Raw genomic sequence first — 15,708 nt, forward strand, 5'->3', positions numbered from 1 at the left:
TTGTGTGCAACCCTAAGTTAATGCTTGTTGCGCTTTAAGTTTTAGGATAAAAGATCAAGGTTGCGGTAACCTAACGTGTCCGTTAGGTTGACGATTATTATTTAGCCAGCTCAAGGAAGAAAAATGAAACATAATGTTTATTTTGAAGGTAATGTTCAATCACTTGCATTTACACAACTTAGTGATGAATCGAGCGTGGGTGTTATGGCGCCAGGCGAGTATACCTTTGGCACAGCAGCACCAGAAAAAATGACGGTCGTTAAGGGCGCATTGACGATCAAACGTGAAGGTGAACTTGATTGGACGACATTCCGCGACGGTGAATCGTTCAATGTTTCTGGTGACTCTTCGTTTGAATTACGCATTGAAGTTGCGACGGCTTACTTGTGTGAATACCTATAAGTTTAAGGTATAAACCGCCTAGAATCGTCAGTGTAAAAACGCCCTCAGAGAGGGCGTTGTTGATCATAAATATTGTTGATATTGTTATTGTTGATCTTCGGAGGGTTTAGGCTCAAGACCGTAAGGCAAGCGGCTGAATATGTGCGGTTGTCTGGTGTACGTTGGTGCTTGATTCACTTGCTGCCAATCCAGCAACATGATCGCTAAGGTGTTGCGATGCTCGCCTTGACTGAAGTCGAAATCCCCCGTGACAGAAGGCACCATGCCTTTTTGTGTATTCACTGCTGCGGCAATCGCTGCGCGTGTTTTTGCAACCACCGGATCGTTTTCAAGCCCGGCGAGCAAAAATGAAATCCCCACTTCTGCGATTACGTCTTCTTTGGCACGCACAATAATTTCATCGATATTGGCTCTGAAATAATCAAAGATCCACTGATGCTGCTGTTCACTGACTTGCTTTTGGTAATACTCGGAATCGGCAAAAATAATGTGGGTCATGCCATAGAGCTTATTACCATATTGCTGTGGTGACAGTTTGCTGTCTTTATTATCGGGATAGGTTTTTTGAAAGGCTTCAATAAATTCAGGCACAACATCTTGTTCGCCTAATTGACGTAGCCAATAGACTTGATTAGCAAGTTGAGCTGCCCAAGCTCGAATCATTTCCGGGTCGGTCGCGTAATGATTAAAATCATAACGGCGGATAACCTTACGTAATTTATCATCTTGTTGATGTTGTAAGCCGTACTCATTCGCTCTTGCCATCGATCCTAATAAATCGACACCCAAATAGAGATACTCTGGGGTGTGTTTTGTCACTGTGAAGCGACGCATACTGCGTTCGTCTTCATCGTCTTTGTAGCCTTCAAGGCGCTGTTCAGAATAGAGATAAATTTGTTCTGGCGTATTCACCTCAGCAGCAAAGTAATTCAAGCGACTGGTGACTCGGGCTAGATCACTCCATATCGCGGCCGAGTATTTATCATCTAATGTTTGACGATACATACGCAAACCGTAATGGCCTTCTTTAAAAGCGGGCAGCGTATAGAGTTGCTGTTCGTAGGTTTGGCGAATTAAATCAGCAGATTGTTTGTACTGCTCAACGTGTTGTTTCGTTTGATTATCAGCACAAACAGAATGCGATAGGGTTAGGCCAAGTATAAGGGCGAGAAAGTGGTGGCGCATCGAAATTCCCTAATAAAATGATGAGTCTATACGATAGCAAACATTAGCCTAATCAATGTAATTAATCCGTCAGATTCACGCAAAGTTGTCAAACAAGGTGCGCTGATTGCGCCATACCGGTGTGGTGCATGGGTGTTGAGCGTGGGTGTTGTGAATGAGTGTTATGAATGCTGGATTCTAAGAATATAGTTTTCTCGATCCTCCAACGCCGATCGCTGTTAATGAGTGAATGATCAATAAAATGACATTTTATCGAGAAATTATAGGATGACGTATTATAGTTTTATTGAAGGTGATGAAAAATAAATTCATATGCAAATGAATGGTTAAGCGATGATTCCAGTCATGCTATGGGTCGGATAAAGCGTGAGTTTATCAAGGAGACAACATGAGACATTGTCGATGCAGACGTTGGTCGCTATCTTTGCTCTGCATTGCTTTTATTCTGGTCTCTGTCTCGTGTATTGAATATTTAAATTATCACCAAAAAACATACTTAATGTCAGCCATGCAAAAAAAGGCGGAAGAGAAAGTCTCATTGGTACGAACGCGCTTAGAAGCGCTCATTTTCTCAGACGTTTACATCCTCAACAGCATTCCTGTATTGATGGCTGCTAATCCCAATATGAGCGTGAATGATTGGTATGATTTAGCGAACCGGTTGAGTGAGCGCAGTAAACATATCCGGTCCATTAGTTTGGCGCCAAATGACATTGTGGAATATGTTTATCCATTAGAAGGGAATATGCAGGTGCTTGGCACTCATTATCGTCACCTTCCGGAACAATACCAATCCATTGAAAAAGCGCGATTAACCCAAGATTTCGATATATCAGGGCCGATCCCTCTACTACAAGGTGGCCAAGGTGTTATTGCCCGTATCCCTATTTTTACCGATCCTCCATTTAACTCGCAATATTGGGGCTCTTGCAGTGTGGTGCTGGATCTCGATACATTGCTTGAAGACGCAGGGGTAGGGGCGCTCACCGAACAGTATCAGATCGTGATCAGTAGCGTTAATGAACTTGGGGCGACAGGCCAGACTTTTTTTGGGGAGTCAGCAACGCTTAGTCACGCGGTTGTGAAAGAGAATGTCTACTTCCCCTTTGGGCATTGGGTGATTGCCATCGCAGAAAAGCCCACCTCTCTGTTATCGGTCAATAGTATGCAGTCGCACAGTGTACGTCTCATTGGCTATGGAAATTTGATTTTTTTATCACTAAGTTTTATCGCTATTTATCGCATGTATGATTTGGCTAATCAGCGATCACTACATGATCCGCTGACGGGATTGCCCAATCGCCGGTATTTTATGTCTACGCTTGAGCAACAATTCTTATTGGCGAAGAGCGCCATTGTGGGCGAACGATTTGCATTGCTCAATATTGATTTAGATAAGTTCAAATGGGTGAATGACCAATTTGGTCACAATGCGGGTGACCAAGTTTTGCTCGCGGCAGCGCATCGCATAAAAAGCACGCTTCGCTCATCAGATGTGATTGCGAGAGTCGGGGGCGATGAATTTTTGGTCTTATTGCCTCGAGTCTTGAATGCCGCGGATGCTCAATTGGTCGTTGAGGCGATTGAACGATCGCTCAGTCATACACCCGTTGAATATGGCGGGCATAGCATTCAGGTTCAAGCGAGCATTGGTTGTGCGCTTTTTAAACAGCCCTTTAATTCGGTAGAAGAAATGCTGAAAGCCGCAGATGACAGCATGTACCAAGCAAAGAAACAGCGACGTGATTTGCAAATTGCAATTATATAATTCGCATAATCTTATTAATTCGCATTATGCAAAAAACGTATGCAAAAAGTTTTCATGAAACGAGGACGAAAGTCCCTAAACACGGGGGGTTAAAAATAATTTAAAAGTTGGCACGCATCGTGCTTTATTAGAAATGACCCTTCTTAAGCCGAGGGTCACCTAGCCAACTGACGTTGTTAGTGAACCGAATTTTTGTTCACAATCATACATAGCCAATCACCTTTATTGTGATTGGCTTTTTTTCTGCCTAAAATTCCTCTGAGCCACCATTGTCTCCACAGCGCTGATAGCAACTTGGTTGTCTTGGGCAAACTGCGCCTCGTGAACAAATCACCCTCGCGTCAGAATAGAGACCACGTTCAACCCAATTAATATTGAGTATCTTGGCGATGGTCGTAAATTCTCGTTTAATGTGGCTAGGAATGGGGGCGCTTCCCCCATTTTTAACGCACAGTGCTTTGAGCTCTTCGGCGATGGCGCGTGAATGCCCACCTTGCGCATCGATCGCCGGATTCAAATCAATGCCCGCACAAAGAACTCGCTCATTACCCGCTGGATCGGTCATATTCATCGATTCACAACAATAGATGCGAGGTTCATCTCCTACGTGCAAAATAGAAATTTGTGCTGAACTCGCACTTTGTGGCTCAGAGAGTCGTCTAAACACCGCCCAGTGCTGGCAGGGGTCGTTGACCTTGCGCATATTTCCCCAAGGGAGAGGGATCCCATTGCCGCGATAGACCGCTTTAAGTTTGTTTTGTCCATACGCATCAAAGTAATGCCAATGCGGGTAAGGCGAGACGACGGTCATTCGTCGCATCGCCACTGAAGGAGAGACGCCCGCTTTTTTATGCACACCTATTTCGTAGCCATTACGGTCGAGCAATTGGCGAAAAGGCACTTTTGGACAAAGCAACGCCCCGGCGAAAAAACTCGATTCAAAATCGCGCCAGGCTTGCAAAATATCTTTGGAGTTAAGTTCTGAGCTGCTGCTTTGCTCTGGGTGGCTTTCCCAGCTATTCGTATGCCCAACAGACAGGACGCTTTTGAGGCCTTCTTTGGAGTGGAGAACACAATGGCCGATATACACGGCTAAGTCGTACTTTAATCGGGTCGGGTAATCACGCAAAATTTCATTTAAGAAAATGCTGCCTGGCGGTTCAAAAAACGAGGTGACGACTTGCTTAGCACTCACGCCGAGCTCATCCACCACATCTTGTGGGGCGCGTGATATCCAGCGTATGGTAAGCCCCATGCTACGTGCAATATCCATTAAATCTTGAGCCGACAAGTTTAGGCGCTTCAGTCCCACCTCTTCTGCGGCTCTTTCTAGATCAGGAAAATGGTTCTGATGACTTTCTTGATGCGCCCTTATAAGCAAGTGCGCAAATTGGCGACCGGTAATGCCGGTTTGAGACAGCATCTCTGGGATCGCGATCTGCAAAATATCTTTGGAGAAGAGAAAGCTGGGTTCCAGCGCCATACCACTAATCCCACCACGGTTCCCTTTGTCTGGTGTGATGTCCTCATGGGCTGGCTCGTCATCTAAAAACCACGCAGGGTCTTTTTGAAACACTTCCGCGATGACTTCGAGCATATCAATACTCGGCACACGCTTCCCGCGCTCTATCATCGACAGATAAGAAACCGATGGTGCATATTCCGGATTGATGCGAATGCAACGCGCAGAAAGGTCTTCCATCGTTAAGTGGTTACGTTTCCTTAGATTTCTAATTTTCGTCCCAAGGAAATGCGATTGGCGTATCAAACTTTTCGACAAGGTCATTTTGTAAAATTCACATTGTAAAATTTTTGTTGTGAAATTGTAGTTAAAAATTCGCTAGGCTACAAAGTATGCCAGTTCACAATTTTGTCATTAAATTGCGAAACAAATTACATGAAAGGCATAGGGACTTAGACAAGATGCTATCTGCGAGGGAAAGACGATGAATATGCAAACTTTCGATAATAAAGACATTCAAACGAATACAGCGCCATTTATTGCAAACGCAGTCTTTGCCGTGGAAGCGATCAATGCAGAACAAGCCGTCGAAAAACAACTTAAAGCGAAACAGCTATTAGACAGATTGTTTCCGCTAGAAAATGGTTCACACAGTGATGTGACCGCTTATGTGATTGATTACCGTCATGTGATGGCGTATTTCAAAGATGGCCGCCACAGTGGTTTGCAACATCCAAAGCATTTTGTTGCGTTTACTGGCGAGAAAGAAGACCCGCATTCGATTGTGCTGCGCGATGGTAATGGTAGCCATATGGAAGTGCTATTTGGGCATCACAAGGGCACGGGAGCGATTGAATACATCGATATTGACGACATTCAAATGGAAACGTGTACGACATTCCCACAAGCGGATTCAAGTGCTGCGATGCGCCATTGGATCAGTTTGGTGAAAGGTGACCAAAAAGGCCGTCCATGTGCATGCAGTGAAGATAAAGAGTACACCGCGAAGAATGGTGAAGATTATCGATTGGGTTGCTGTTTTAAGCTGTAAGACGAATTAAATCGAACAATGGATTCCAGCCAACGGCTGGAATTTTTATGCGTGAAATTCAATCAAAGAAAAATGAGGATTGCGGGTTACCGCTTGGAGAGACAGCATCTGCTCAGTAGGCAGTAATATCTCTTCTTGTTGGGTTTTGAGTAATAAGCACTCTTGATGATGTGCGTTATACCGCGTGTTTTGCGCGATGCCTTCGTAGAGGGAGTGATCATCGAGAGTCACTCGAACGACAAAGCGATAGAGGCAGGCTATTTCAAGATAATCATATTGCTGGCATGAGATCATAAAGGTTCCTTAAATGGTTTGAGCTCCACAATGTTGCCTTGTGGATCGGTCACATAGATGGACCGACCAAAGCCTTGCGCGCCATAACGCTCCACAAAGGGTTCGGTTTTAATCCCGTGATCGTGTAGATAACCCAATAATTCATTCTCGCTATCGGCTTTGATTTGCAGACAGAAATGATCGATATTACGGCCATTTTGTTGGGGGACTTTCCCGCCTAATTGGCCTAATTCACTTTCAACGGTGACAAGATCGATTAAAGCATGGCCCGCACGGAGTTGAGTTAACCCCAGAGCAGGTAGCGTACGCTCAATGCGACAGCCGAGAATACGATGATAAAAATTCAACATGGCATCGAGTTTATCGGTACGCAATACCAGGTGGTCTAAACCCACGATCGTTATCATCGTTTTCTACCTCTATATTCTGCCTTTGGTGATTATCTACTAGTTGGCTCTCGTATTTGGCTATTCGCATCCCCAATGCATTTGATGAGCCCTCTGGCGAGGGGGGATTTAAAACAACAGCTTGGCGGCGAGCAATAACATGACCAAGCCGATGATCGCTTCCAGTATTTTCCATGAGCGGGGATGACGAAACGTCGGTGCCAGCAATCTTGCCCCATAGCCCAATGCAAAGAAAAATAAGAAAGAACCCGAAATCGCCCCTAAAGCAAAGTGTAGTTTATTCGGCTCATATTGGGTGGAGATGGAGCCGAGTAAAACGACCGTATCAAGGTAGACGTGGGGGTTTAGCCATGTGAACGCGAGACACAGTAAGGCCGTACGTCCTGCGCTTGCTTGCGAATCCCCTTGAGGGGTCAAAATATGATTGGCGTGCCATGCCGAATAGAGACTGCGCAAGCCATACCAAATTAGAAACAGCGCACCACCGTAGCGAGCAAACAACTCAAGGTTAGGAAATTGCTGAACCAGCGCCCCAAACCCAGCAACGCCAGCGGCAATCAAAATGGCATCAGACACGGCGCAAAGCATACAAACTAAAAAGACATGATGACGTTGAATGCCTTGTTTTAAAACAAAAGCGTTTTGCGCACCAATCGCGACAATCAAGGACAAGCCCAACGCCAACCCAGCAAAATAAGTGCTCATTAGAAATGGGAGCCAGGTTGGTTGAGAAACTCGATTTCTTCGGCGCTATTTTTTCGGCCTAGGATAGCGTTTCGGTGAGGATAGCGACCAAAGCGGTCAATAATGACTTTATGCTTAAGCTCAAAATCGTAATTGTTTTCCATACCCGGCTGATTGAAGAGCGTGACGGCTTGCTGGTGAATCGCCGCGGACTCGCTATGCATGAATGGCATGTACAAGAATGAGCGTTCGACGATGCTCAATGATTTGTCGGCGTTTAACGCGATGGCTTCTTGTGCAAGCCCAAGCGCAAGAGCGTCTTGTTGAAACGCTTGCGGTGTATTGCGATACACGTTACGAGAAAACTGATCAAGTACAATGATTTCCGCTAAGCGGCCTTGAGGGGTGGTACGCCATGTGAACAGTTCGGCCTGTGAGGCTTGTTGAAGCAAGTGACCAAATTGATGGCGAATCTTCTCATCGACGTCCGCGTTGGCGACGAACCAATCTTTTGCTTCTAGTTGATTAAACCAAAAGTCGAGCACCTTTTGTGGCATGTGTATTCCTTCTTTTAAAGGGTGAAGCCTCTCAAGCTATGGGGTTAACAATATAGCTCAGATTCACGCTCGACAACACGGCAAGATAAGCGGCCGAAAGAAGGTTTGAGTGAGAAACGATCAGGGGAGTTGAATTTTGTTTTGGCAGGCCTATAATTTGTCGCCCGTAATCTACGTGCCCAATATTATGTCGATACTAAAAAAGCCTGACCGCATGACAGCGATGCAAGACATTATCACCCAAGTGTTGGATGAATTACCCTTGTATGAACCAGAAACGTACGTGTGTGGCAGTAAAGGAAATTGCGTCGGTTGCCCGAAAAAACTGTTGGAGATGGTTGACGGAGAACTCACCTATTGGCAAAGCGCTTTGTCGCGCGGGATCATTCCACAATTTGACGAAATTCGACGTTTTGGCAAGATGTGCAGTAGTGTGCGAAAAGGGTTGGCGCGGAATAATCTACTGCTGAAATAAACCGTTAACCAAGGCGGTTATTAAAGCCGGCTATTCAAGCCGATGCCACTGACGATACGAATAGAATGACAAGGGAAGCCAATGGCTCCCCTTTGTGATTTTTTAGCTTAAAAACGGGCTTTCTGAACGAAATAAGGATTATCAAACTTCTTCTCTGGGCCTAATTCAGACAGCACCAGCCTGTTCCAAAGTGAACGGTCAAACTCGCCTTTAGGAATGGAAGGATAGAGTGTCTCAACTTCTTCATAAGCAAAACGCATAAATTGCTTTTTCTTAATCTGATTGTATTTATTGGCAACTCGGTTGTGTTTCTGTATCCATTCGAGTTTGTAGCTATGCAAGGCCGGTTCTGCTTGTTCGAGAGGAACTCGAGACAAGTAAACACGTTTGTATGACACTTTCCTATCGACCATGGTGCGTAGCGCGGTTTGAATGTATTTACCATGATGCGTGATAGAAATATCGTCGAGTTTAAAGGGCTTGATATGCCAACCGACCGGAAAGAAATCCGGTTTCTTGAAGTATCGGTTGCGTGCGTCAATAACGTCGTGCAATACAATGTCCGACGTACCATTAAACGTTTGCTGCCAGCGGCCTATACGAATTTGTAAAGCCGTCGGTAAGCGATAAATATTGGTAAACTTATCTAGTTCCATAAGCGAAAACACTACTCAAAATAGCCGATATCACTCGAGATTAATGGCTAATTAGTTTTCTATAATTGAATGTATCAGTGTAATCAAAATCGCCACGCTCGAAAAGCATCAAGTTGTATACAATGATGACCTAAATACCGTGTCACCTCATGACTATTAAAGCGTTGTTAAGATTAAAAAATACAATGCTTGGCGTAGTCGGTTGCTTCATTTGCGGTCCAGTCGCCTTTTGCTTTTTCTGTCATGTCTTGACACCACGCTTCACTGCCCACTTCCGTGCAACCAATAACGAATAAGCTCAAGCCTAATACGGCGAATAATTTTTTCATAGGGCGATCCTTTATCAATGAGTATTCAAGTTTAGCGACATTCTCATCAGACGGATACTGTTCTTTATTCCAAAAATTTACCTAATCCGTTTTCTACGAAAATCTCGCGGTTGTTGCATTCCTTTATTCGATCAGAGCGCGGTTTTTGTTTGTGTTACCCCTTATCGAGGTGCACGTGACGTGATCAATATCGCTATTATTTGTGCTCAAACCGCCGCTGAAAAGATCAAAATCACACATATGAGGCAAGCTTGGTGCAAAGTCATCTCAGTTGATTATTATCGCCATCGATACGTTTCGATGAGCGTTGTTTTACGAACAAAACAGAAAGATTTTGTCGCTCATCGTCTATTCAATGTTGCAAGACGTGTAATCGAAAGGTCGATGAAATGAAAAAAACAACCCTACTTAATTCAGACATTTCTTATTTGCTAGCGACGCTAGGTCATACCGATGAGATGACCATTTGTGATGCCGGTTTACCGATTCCAGATGCAGTTACTCGCATCGATTTAGCCTTAACCCATGGCGTACCAAGTTTCATTGATACTGTCCGTGTGATTCTTACCGAGTCACAGATTGAAGGTGTCGTGATGGCAGAAGAATTTGCCAAGGTCAGCCCTGAGTTATACCAAGCCCTTATTGAGGAGCTTGATGCTGAACAAGCGCGCTGCGGGAAAACGTTCAATATTCAATATATTTCGCACGAACAATTTAAACGCCGTACGCACGACAGCAAAGCCGTCATTCGCACCGGTGAATGTACACCTTATGCCAACGTTATTTTTCAAGCTGGCGTTGTTTTTTAACCCATCCCTCAGACGTAGTAGGAAACAGAAAATGAAAAAAATTGCGGTGATAGGTTCAACCAACGTTGATTTGATTACTTACGGTAATCGCTTTGCAAAAGGCGGCGAGACACTAGAAGCCGAATCATTTTGTATTGGCAATGGTGGTAAGGGTGCTAACCAAGCGGTTGCCGCGGCCAAATTAGGGTCACACGTATTGATGCTCTCTAAGGTGGGGGACGACCAGTTTGGTGAAATGTCGCTAAGCAACTACCAAGCTCAAGGCGTGGACACTCAATTTGTTGAAAAAGTGGCTGGCATCAGTACGGGCGTGGCACCAATTTTTGTGAACACGGAAACCTCGCAAAATTCCATATTAATTGTGAAGGGGGCGAATAACTGTCTGCTTCCTAGCGATATTGACCACGCAGAAGAGACACTAAAATCTGTCGATTTAATCGTTCTGCAGCTCGAAGTTCCGCTGGAAACCGTCTACCACGCGATTGATTTTGGTCAAAAGCATGGCATCAAAGTGCTGTTGAATCCGGCGCCTGCGGTTGCTGAACTGTCGCTGGAATACGCGTGTAAATGTGATTTCTTCGTGCCAAATGAAACAGAACTAGAAATCTTGACAGGTAAACCCGTCTCAACGGTTGATGAGATCAAGCAAGCCGCAAGCGTTTTGTTTGAGCATGGCCTGAAAAACCTGATAGTGACCATGGGCTCACAGGGTTCGTTATGGATTTCTAATGAACAGGAACGATTGACTGCGCCGGTTAAAGTGAACGCGATTGATACCTCTGGTGCAGGGGATGCGTTTATTGGTTGCTTCTCTCACTTCTTTACCCAAACAGGTGATGTGCAGGTGGCGATTGAAAAAGCGTCGGCATTTGCAGCGCTCTCGGTCACGGGGAAAGGCACGCAGTCTTCGTACCCAACCGCCGCTGCGTTCAACGAATTTCAAAAAAATAATATCTAAATAATAATCTGTCACTTGAGGTGGTAAGCCACTGAAAGTGATGGGAAGAATGGAAGGTACCTTATGTTTATTCGAAATAATACCGTGCAACATGTCGACGGTTACCTAAACAAAACTCCAATATTCCAATTTTTGCTTCTGTCGACGGTCTTTGCGTTGTGGTCTGCGGCGGCAGCGCTGAATGATGTCTTAATCACACAGTTTAAATCGATCTTTGATCTTTCTAATTTTGCTTCTGCGTTGGTGCAATCTGCCTTCTACGGTGCTTACTTCTTAGTGGCGATTCCGGCTTCAATGGTGGTCAAGAAAACCTCGTATAAGTTGGCGATATTACTGGGCTTAGCGCTGTATATTTTTGGCTGTATGATGTTTTTCCCTGCGTCTCACGCAGGCACTTACACCATGTTCTTAGCGGCGATTTTCTGTATTGCGATCGGTCTGTCTTTCCTTGAAACCTCGTGCAATACCTATTCGGCGATGATCGGTGAGCCAGAGCGTGCAACATTACGCCTGAACATCTCTCACACGATCAATGCGATGGGCTACATCGTTGGTCTGCTGCTGGGTAAGCATCTTATCTTCCAAGAGGGTGTCGATGTTGGCCACATGATGGCAACGTTAACTGGCCCAGAGCTTGAAGTCTTTAAAGAGCAAGTGTTACAGCAAACGCTAGAACCATACAAATGGTTAGTGGGCGTGATTGCAACAGTGGCTATCTTGATTGCGATAACGGAATACCCGAACTGTAAAGCGGTATCCGATAAGAAAGAAGAACAGCCATCATTTGGTGAAACGTTGTCATACCTTGCGGGCAATGCGCGCTTCTTTAAAGGTATCGCGACTCAGTTTGCTTACGTCGGTATGCAAGTCGCAGTGTGGTCGTTTACGATTCGTCTTGCGCTTGAGATGGATTCAAACATGGTTGAACACGATGCGGCTAACTACCTTCTGTACGCCTTTATCATGTACTTCTTAGGTAAGTTGCTTGCTAACTACCTATTCACGAAGACATCGCAAGAAAATGTCTTGATGGGCTACTCTGCGGTTGGTTTCTTCTGCTTAATCTACGTAACGTTTGTGCCTAACTTCAGTGCTGTGTGGGTTGCGGTGGGTACTTCGGCTCTATTCGCACCATGTTGGGCAACCATCTTCGCTTCAACGCTACAGTCGGTTGATACACGTTATACCGAAACGGCGGGTGGCTTTGTTGTGATGTCGATCATCGGTGGTGCCGCTATTCCAGTTGTACAAGGTCTGCTGGCGGATAACATGGGCATGCAAACCTCATTCATCGTAAACGCAGCGTGTTTTGCTGTTGTCTTCTGCTACTTCTTGAGTGAGAAGAAGTACAAGCAAGTCTTTACCTACACGACCGCGAACGCATAATTGAATTAAGTGGCCATTCTGCAAAGGGTGGCCATTTTGAGAGGTGACAATGTTTACTATCCCGTTATACAAAGAACAATTTCGTAAAGAAAAAACGCTGATTGCGCAATCTGAGTCATTCGAGATTCATTCCTTCCTTTACAACTCTGGTATCCATGCGGTTGAGATTAAAAACTCAAAAGGCCATCTTGTGATTTTGCCGTTTATGGGACAAATGATCTGGGATGCCGAGTTTCTTGGTACCGATTTGTGCATGAAAAATATGTTTTCAGAGCCGAAGCCTGCAAAAACAATTGTAGAAACGTACGGTTGCTTTGCGTTCCATGCGGGTATGATTCGCATGGGGTGTCCAACACCTCAAGATGATCATGTTCTGCATGGTGAAATGCCTTGCGCTGCGATGGATAGCGCTTGGCTTGAAATCAGCGATAAAGCGGTAACAATCAAAGGCAGCTATGAATATGTGATGGGGTTTGGTGACCACTACTTGGCACAACCATCGGTCTGCCTAGCGAAAGATTCGAGCCTATTTGATATTCAAATGAAGGTGAAGAATTTGGCGACAGTGCCAATGCCGTTACAGTATATGTGTCATATTAATGCGGCCTATTTTGATAATGCGGTCATGACACAAAATATCCCAGACCACGCATTGCAGTTACGTGAAAGTATTCCTGCGCACGTACAGCCAAACGAACAATGGCTCGCGTATAATGAAAGCCTAAAAACGTCGGCACCAATTCAAACCTTAAACACACCGGATATGTACGATCCTGAGATCGTTTACTGCATGGATAATATTTCGCAGTACGCTAAACGTGCCGTGTTTACGATGACGGTTGGCGATAAGCAGATGGTAACGGAATTTAGCACCGATGAGTTTAATAGCGCCACGCGTTGGATTTTGTACAGTGGTGATCAACAAGTCGCGGCCTATGCCTTGCCTGCAACCTGTCGTCCAGAAGGGTTTTTAACGGCCAAAGAAAAAGGCACGTTAATCTACTTGCAGGCGAATGAAGAGCGGAGTTTTACGGTACGCACCGGTATCCGTTAGATCGATTATTGTCCATTTTCTTTTCTCTCTCCTCGTGCCAAATAAGATGCGTTTGGAGAGAGTAAAGGGAGATGCCTTTGGCCTTTTAGCCGATGATCGTTGAGCCAGAAACATGGAGTCTCAACGAGATAAAGGCGGAAAGGGAAAAGTCATCTGTTAGACAATCTGTTTGAAAAGAGTTCCTCGAGAACCAAGGATTACCCAATGAATAAGTTAGTTGTGCTAGGTAGTGTTAACGCAGACCACGTTCTTCAAGTGCCTTCTTTTCCTCGCCCTGGCGAGACGTTACATGGACGTAATTACCAGGTTATTCCTGGAGGTAAGGGCGCCAACCAAGCGGTGGCTGCCGCACGTTTGAACGCTGATATTGGTTTTATTGCTTGTGTCGGAGATGACTCGTTTGGCATCAATATTCGCGAGAGTTTCCGTTTAGATGGGATCAACATCAAAGGCATTAAGATGCAGCCGAATTGCCCAACGGGTATCGCGATGATCCAAGTCTCTGACAGTGGTGAAAATAGTATCTGTTTGTCTGCTGAAGCGAATGATCACTTAACCGCGGATGCGATTCATGATGATTTGGCGACCATTGCTGGCGCGCAGTACTTACTCATGCAGTTGGAAACACCGCTAGAAGGCATCGAGTGTGCCGCTAAAGTGGCAAAGGAGAATGGCACACAAGTCATTTTAAACCCTGCGCCAGCTCGTGCATTGCCCGATACACTGCTGCAAAATGTGGATGTGATTACACCGAATGAAACAGAAGCCGAAGTGTTGACTGGCGTGACGGTTCAATGCGATGAATCAGCTCAGCAAGCCGCCAATATTTTGCATCAAAAGGGCATTGCGACCGTTATGATTACGCTGGGGGCGAAAGGCGTTTGGCTCAGCCAAAATGGCATTGGCCAATTGATCGCAGGGTTTAAAGTTGACGCGATGGATACCACGGCGGCAGGCGATACCTTTAATGGGGCATTCGTCACTGGTTTGCTTGAAGAAATGCCTATAGAATCAGCGATTAAGTTTGCTCATGCCGCTGCTGCGATCAGCGTCACGCGTTTTGGTGCGCAAACATCCATTCCTCATCGTGAAGAAGTCGAGGAGTTTCTTGCTAAGCAGTAATTAGGATTAGATTAGTATGGCGACAATGAAAGACATTGCGAAATTGGCGTGTGTATCCACCTCTACGGTCAGCCATGTTATTAACAAATCTCGTTACGTGAGCGAAGAAATTGCAGAGCGGGTGAATAAAGCCGCTTTGCAGCTTAACTATTCGCCTTCTGTGTTGGCTCGTAGCCTAAAAACCAATCGAACCCAAACATTAGGCATGTTAGTGACGACGTCCTCGAACCCCTTTTTCGGTGAAGTAGTGAAAGGGGTTGAGCGCAGTTGCTACCAAAAAGGCTACAACCTCATTTTGTGCAATACCGAAGGCGACCAGCAACGAATGAAAGAGTCGATCACCACGTTATTACAAAAGCGGGTTGATGGAATGATCTTGATGTGTTCTTCGCTAGAAGGGGAGAATATCGATATTTTTGATCGATACCCTGATGTGCCTGTGGTTGTTATGGACTGGGGCCCAATGCTGTTTGCGAGTGATAAAATCCAAGATAACTCTTTTCATGGGGGCTACTTAGCCGCGAAATACTTGATTGAATGTGGGCATGAAGATATCGGTTGCATTACAGGGCCATTGAATCGTTACCAAGCGCAAATGCGTTATGAAGGTTACAAGCGCGCATTGAATGAAGAAAATTTTGCGTTTCATCCCAATTGGATCATTGAATCGAATTTTGAATGTGATGGCGGCTATGAGGCGTTTAACCGAATGTATCAAAAAGGGCCACTACCAAGCGCTATTTTTGTTTGTAATGACATGATGGCGATGGGCGTTATCAATGCCGCCAATGAAAAAGGCATTGCGATTCCTGAAGAGCTTTCCATTATCGGTTACGATGATATTCAAATCGCAAAGTACATGTCACCGTCATTAACTACGATTCATCAGCCCAAATATCGTCTAGGGCAAGCCGCGGTTGAGACACTGCTAAGTAAATTGAATAATACCGGTGAAGAGTCTCAAGTGATTCAACTTGAGCCTACGTTAGTTGAGCGCAATAGTGTCGCTATCTACTAAATTTTCGGGTTAAGAAGCATTAAAATTGATGGCCGATCGTGGTAAATCACAGTCAGGTCATGGTTGATATAAGAGCCTTTAGAGGCTCTTT

18 protein-coding genes are annotated in these 15,708 nt (G+C 45.1%); 10 read left to right on the top strand and 8 right to left on the bottom strand.

The window, feature by feature from the left end:
- Positions 1-123 precede the first annotated feature (123 nt).
- Positions 124-402: a pyrimidine/purine nucleoside phosphorylase gene (ppnP, locus tag OJ16_RS17455; protein ID WP_040992527.1), complete on the top strand. Its 279-nt coding sequence runs from the start codon at positions 124-126 to the stop codon at positions 400-402.
- A gap of 84 nt (positions 403-486) precedes the next feature.
- On the opposite strand, the gene OJ16_RS17460 is transcribed toward ppnP, so the two are convergent.
- Complete coding sequence (locus tag OJ16_RS17460) at positions 487-1,587, bottom strand: DUF3541 domain-containing protein (RefSeq protein ID WP_040992528.1); 1,101 nt, start codon at positions 1,585-1,587, stop codon at positions 487-489.
- 499 nt (positions 1,588-2,086) lie between these two features.
- On the opposite strand from OJ16_RS17460, the gene OJ16_RS17465 reads away from it, so the two are divergent.
- Positions 2,087-3,355, top strand: a complete 1,269-nt coding sequence (locus tag OJ16_RS17465) for a diguanylate cyclase (protein ID WP_236688449.1) — start codon at positions 2,087-2,089, stop codon at positions 3,353-3,355.
- 247 nt (positions 3,356-3,602) lie between these two features.
- Here the strand turns inward: OJ16_RS17465 and OJ16_RS17470 are convergent, their stop codons facing one another.
- Positions 3,603-5,141: a DUF3612 domain-containing protein gene (locus OJ16_RS17470; RefSeq protein ID WP_040992530.1), complete on the bottom strand. Its 1,539-nt coding sequence runs from the start codon at positions 5,139-5,141 to the stop codon at positions 3,603-3,605.
- Between the two features lie 160 nt (positions 5,142-5,301).
- Here OJ16_RS17470 and OJ16_RS17475 point away from each other — a divergent pair, with 160 nt between their 5' ends.
- Entirely contained in the window at positions 5,302-5,868 is a 567-nt protein-coding gene (locus OJ16_RS17475; RefSeq protein ID WP_040992531.1) for an aldolase/citrate lyase/malate synthase family protein, read from the top strand.
- Positions 5,869-5,913: 45 nt separating this feature from the next.
- Here the strand turns inward: OJ16_RS17475 and OJ16_RS17480 are convergent, their stop codons facing one another.
- From OJ16_RS17480 to OJ16_RS17495, 4 genes are all read right to left on the bottom strand, one after another.
- Entirely contained in the window at positions 5,914-6,162 is a 249-nt protein-coding gene (locus OJ16_RS17480; protein ID WP_040992533.1) for a Rho-binding antiterminator, read from the bottom strand.
- Positions 6,159-6,569: a VOC family protein gene (locus OJ16_RS17485; RefSeq protein ID WP_040992534.1), complete on the bottom strand. Its 411-nt coding sequence runs from the start codon at positions 6,567-6,569 to the stop codon at positions 6,159-6,161. The genes OJ16_RS17480 and OJ16_RS17485 overlap by 4 nt, the downstream gene beginning before the upstream one ends.
- 108 nt (positions 6,570-6,677) lie before the next feature.
- Entirely contained in the window at positions 6,678-7,274 is a 597-nt protein-coding gene (locus OJ16_RS17490; RefSeq protein WP_040992535.1) for a LysE/ArgO family amino acid transporter, read from the bottom strand.
- Positions 7,274-7,810, bottom strand: a complete 537-nt coding sequence (locus OJ16_RS17495; protein WP_040992537.1) for a DUF924 family protein — start codon at positions 7,808-7,810, stop codon at positions 7,274-7,276. Before OJ16_RS17495 ends, OJ16_RS17490 begins: the two co-directional genes overlap by 1 nt.
- 187 nt (positions 7,811-7,997) lie before the next feature.
- Between OJ16_RS17495 and OJ16_RS17500 the strand changes: the two genes are divergently transcribed.
- On the top strand, positions 7,998-8,285 hold the full coding sequence (locus OJ16_RS17500) for a hypothetical protein (RefSeq protein ID WP_173425020.1): 288 nt from the start codon (positions 7,998-8,000) through the stop codon (positions 8,283-8,285).
- A gap of 107 nt (positions 8,286-8,392) precedes the next feature.
- Here OJ16_RS17500 and OJ16_RS17505 read toward each other — a convergent pair whose 3' ends face one another.
- Positions 8,393-8,941 (bottom strand): MSHA operon transcriptional regulator, encoded by a 549-nt coding sequence (locus OJ16_RS17505; RefSeq protein ID WP_040992538.1) that lies wholly within the window; start codon positions 8,939-8,941, stop codon positions 8,393-8,395.
- 173 nt (positions 8,942-9,114) lie between these two features.
- On the bottom strand, positions 9,115-9,270 hold the full coding sequence (locus tag OJ16_RS19840) for a DUF3012 domain-containing protein (RefSeq protein WP_082030271.1): 156 nt from the start codon (positions 9,268-9,270) through the stop codon (positions 9,115-9,117).
- A gap of 389 nt (positions 9,271-9,659) precedes the next feature.
- Here OJ16_RS19840 and rbsD point away from each other — a divergent pair, with 389 nt between their 5' ends.
- The 6 genes from rbsD (at position 9,660) to OJ16_RS17535 (ending at position 15,617) form a co-directional block, all read left to right on the top strand.
- Positions 9,660-10,079, top strand: coding sequence for a D-ribose pyranase (gene rbsD / locus OJ16_RS17510; protein ID WP_040992539.1), 420 nt, complete (start codon positions 9,660-9,662; stop codon positions 10,077-10,079).
- A gap of 31 nt (positions 10,080-10,110) precedes the next feature.
- Positions 10,111-11,037 carry a ribokinase gene (gene rbsK / locus OJ16_RS17515; RefSeq protein ID WP_040992541.1) on the top strand — a complete coding sequence of 309 codons (927 nt, stop codon included), beginning with the start codon at positions 10,111-10,113 and terminating at the stop codon, positions 11,035-11,037.
- Between the two features lie 63 nt (positions 11,038-11,100).
- Positions 11,101-12,423: an L-fucose:H+ symporter permease gene (gene fucP, locus OJ16_RS17520; RefSeq protein WP_040992542.1), complete on the top strand. Its 1,323-nt coding sequence runs from the start codon at positions 11,101-11,103 to the stop codon at positions 12,421-12,423.
- Positions 12,424-12,472: 49 nt separating this feature from the next.
- Positions 12,473-13,477 (top strand): aldose 1-epimerase family protein, encoded by a 1,005-nt coding sequence (locus OJ16_RS17525; protein WP_040992543.1) that lies wholly within the window; start codon positions 12,473-12,475, stop codon positions 13,475-13,477.
- A 204-nt stretch (positions 13,478-13,681) separates the two neighbouring features.
- Positions 13,682-14,599 carry a ribokinase gene (rbsK, locus tag OJ16_RS17530; RefSeq protein ID WP_040992544.1) on the top strand — a complete coding sequence of 306 codons (918 nt, stop codon included), beginning with the start codon at positions 13,682-13,684 and terminating at the stop codon, positions 14,597-14,599.
- A 16-nt stretch (positions 14,600-14,615) separates the two neighbouring features.
- On the top strand, positions 14,616-15,617 hold the full coding sequence (locus OJ16_RS17535) for a substrate-binding domain-containing protein (protein WP_040992545.1): 1,002 nt from the start codon (positions 14,616-14,618) through the stop codon (positions 15,615-15,617).
- The last annotated feature ends 91 nt before the right edge of the window (positions 15,618-15,708 follow it).

It is taken from the genome of Vibrio renipiscarius (assembly GCF_000827885.1).
Lineage (GTDB): Bacteria > Pseudomonadota > Gammaproteobacteria > Enterobacterales > Vibrionaceae > Vibrio > Vibrio renipiscarius.

What these genes read in the sequence shown, in the direction of transcription:
- OJ16_RS17475 (WP_040992531.1), top strand. Translation starts at nt 5,302, where the DNA reads ATGAATATGCAAACTTTCGATAATAAAGACATTCAAACGAATACAGCG.
- OJ16_RS17485 (WP_040992534.1), bottom strand. Translation starts at nt 6,569, where the DNA reads ATGATAACGATCGTGGGTTTAGACCACCTGGTATTGCGTACCGATAAA.
- OJ16_RS17495 (WP_040992537.1), bottom strand. Translation starts at nt 7,810, where the DNA reads ATGCCACAAAAGGTGCTCGACTTTTGGTTTAATCAACTAGAAGCAAAA.
- OJ16_RS17460 (WP_040992528.1), bottom strand. Translation starts at nt 1,587, where the DNA reads ATGCGCCACCACTTTCTCGCCCTTATACTTGGCCTAACCCTATCGCAT.
- OJ16_RS17490 (WP_040992535.1), bottom strand. Translation starts at nt 7,274, where the DNA reads ATGAGCACTTATTTTGCTGGGTTGGCGTTGGGCTTGTCCTTGATTGTC.
- OJ16_RS17535 (WP_040992545.1), top strand. Translation starts at nt 14,616, where the DNA reads ATGGCGACAATGAAAGACATTGCGAAATTGGCGTGTGTATCCACCTCT.
- rbsD (WP_040992539.1), top strand. Translation starts at nt 9,660, where the DNA reads ATGAAAAAAACAACCCTACTTAATTCAGACATTTCTTATTTGCTAGCG.
- rbsK (WP_040992541.1), top strand. Translation starts at nt 10,111, where the DNA reads ATGAAAAAAATTGCGGTGATAGGTTCAACCAACGTTGATTTGATTACT.
- OJ16_RS17470 (WP_040992530.1), bottom strand. Translation starts at nt 5,141, where the DNA reads ATGACCTTGTCGAAAAGTTTGATACGCCAATCGCATTTCCTTGGGACG.
- OJ16_RS17525 (WP_040992543.1), top strand. Translation starts at nt 12,473, where the DNA reads ATGTTTACTATCCCGTTATACAAAGAACAATTTCGTAAAGAAAAAACG.
- OJ16_RS17500 (WP_173425020.1), top strand. Translation starts at nt 7,998, where the DNA reads ATGTCGATACTAAAAAAGCCTGACCGCATGACAGCGATGCAAGACATT.
- ppnP (WP_040992527.1), top strand. Translation starts at nt 124, where the DNA reads ATGAAACATAATGTTTATTTTGAAGGTAATGTTCAATCACTTGCATTT.
- OJ16_RS17465 (WP_236688449.1), top strand. Translation starts at nt 2,087, where the DNA reads ATGTCAGCCATGCAAAAAAAGGCGGAAGAGAAAGTCTCATTGGTACGA.
- OJ16_RS17480 (WP_040992533.1), bottom strand. Translation starts at nt 6,162, where the DNA reads ATGATCTCATGCCAGCAATATGATTATCTTGAAATAGCCTGCCTCTAT.
- rbsK (WP_040992544.1), top strand. Translation starts at nt 13,682, where the DNA reads ATGAATAAGTTAGTTGTGCTAGGTAGTGTTAACGCAGACCACGTTCTT.
- OJ16_RS19840 (WP_082030271.1), bottom strand. Translation starts at nt 9,270, where the DNA reads ATGAAAAAATTATTCGCCGTATTAGGCTTGAGCTTATTCGTTATTGGT.
- OJ16_RS17505 (WP_040992538.1), bottom strand. Translation starts at nt 8,941, where the DNA reads ATGGAACTAGATAAGTTTACCAATATTTATCGCTTACCGACGGCTTTA.
- fucP (WP_040992542.1), top strand. Translation starts at nt 11,101, where the DNA reads ATGTTTATTCGAAATAATACCGTGCAACATGTCGACGGTTACCTAAAC.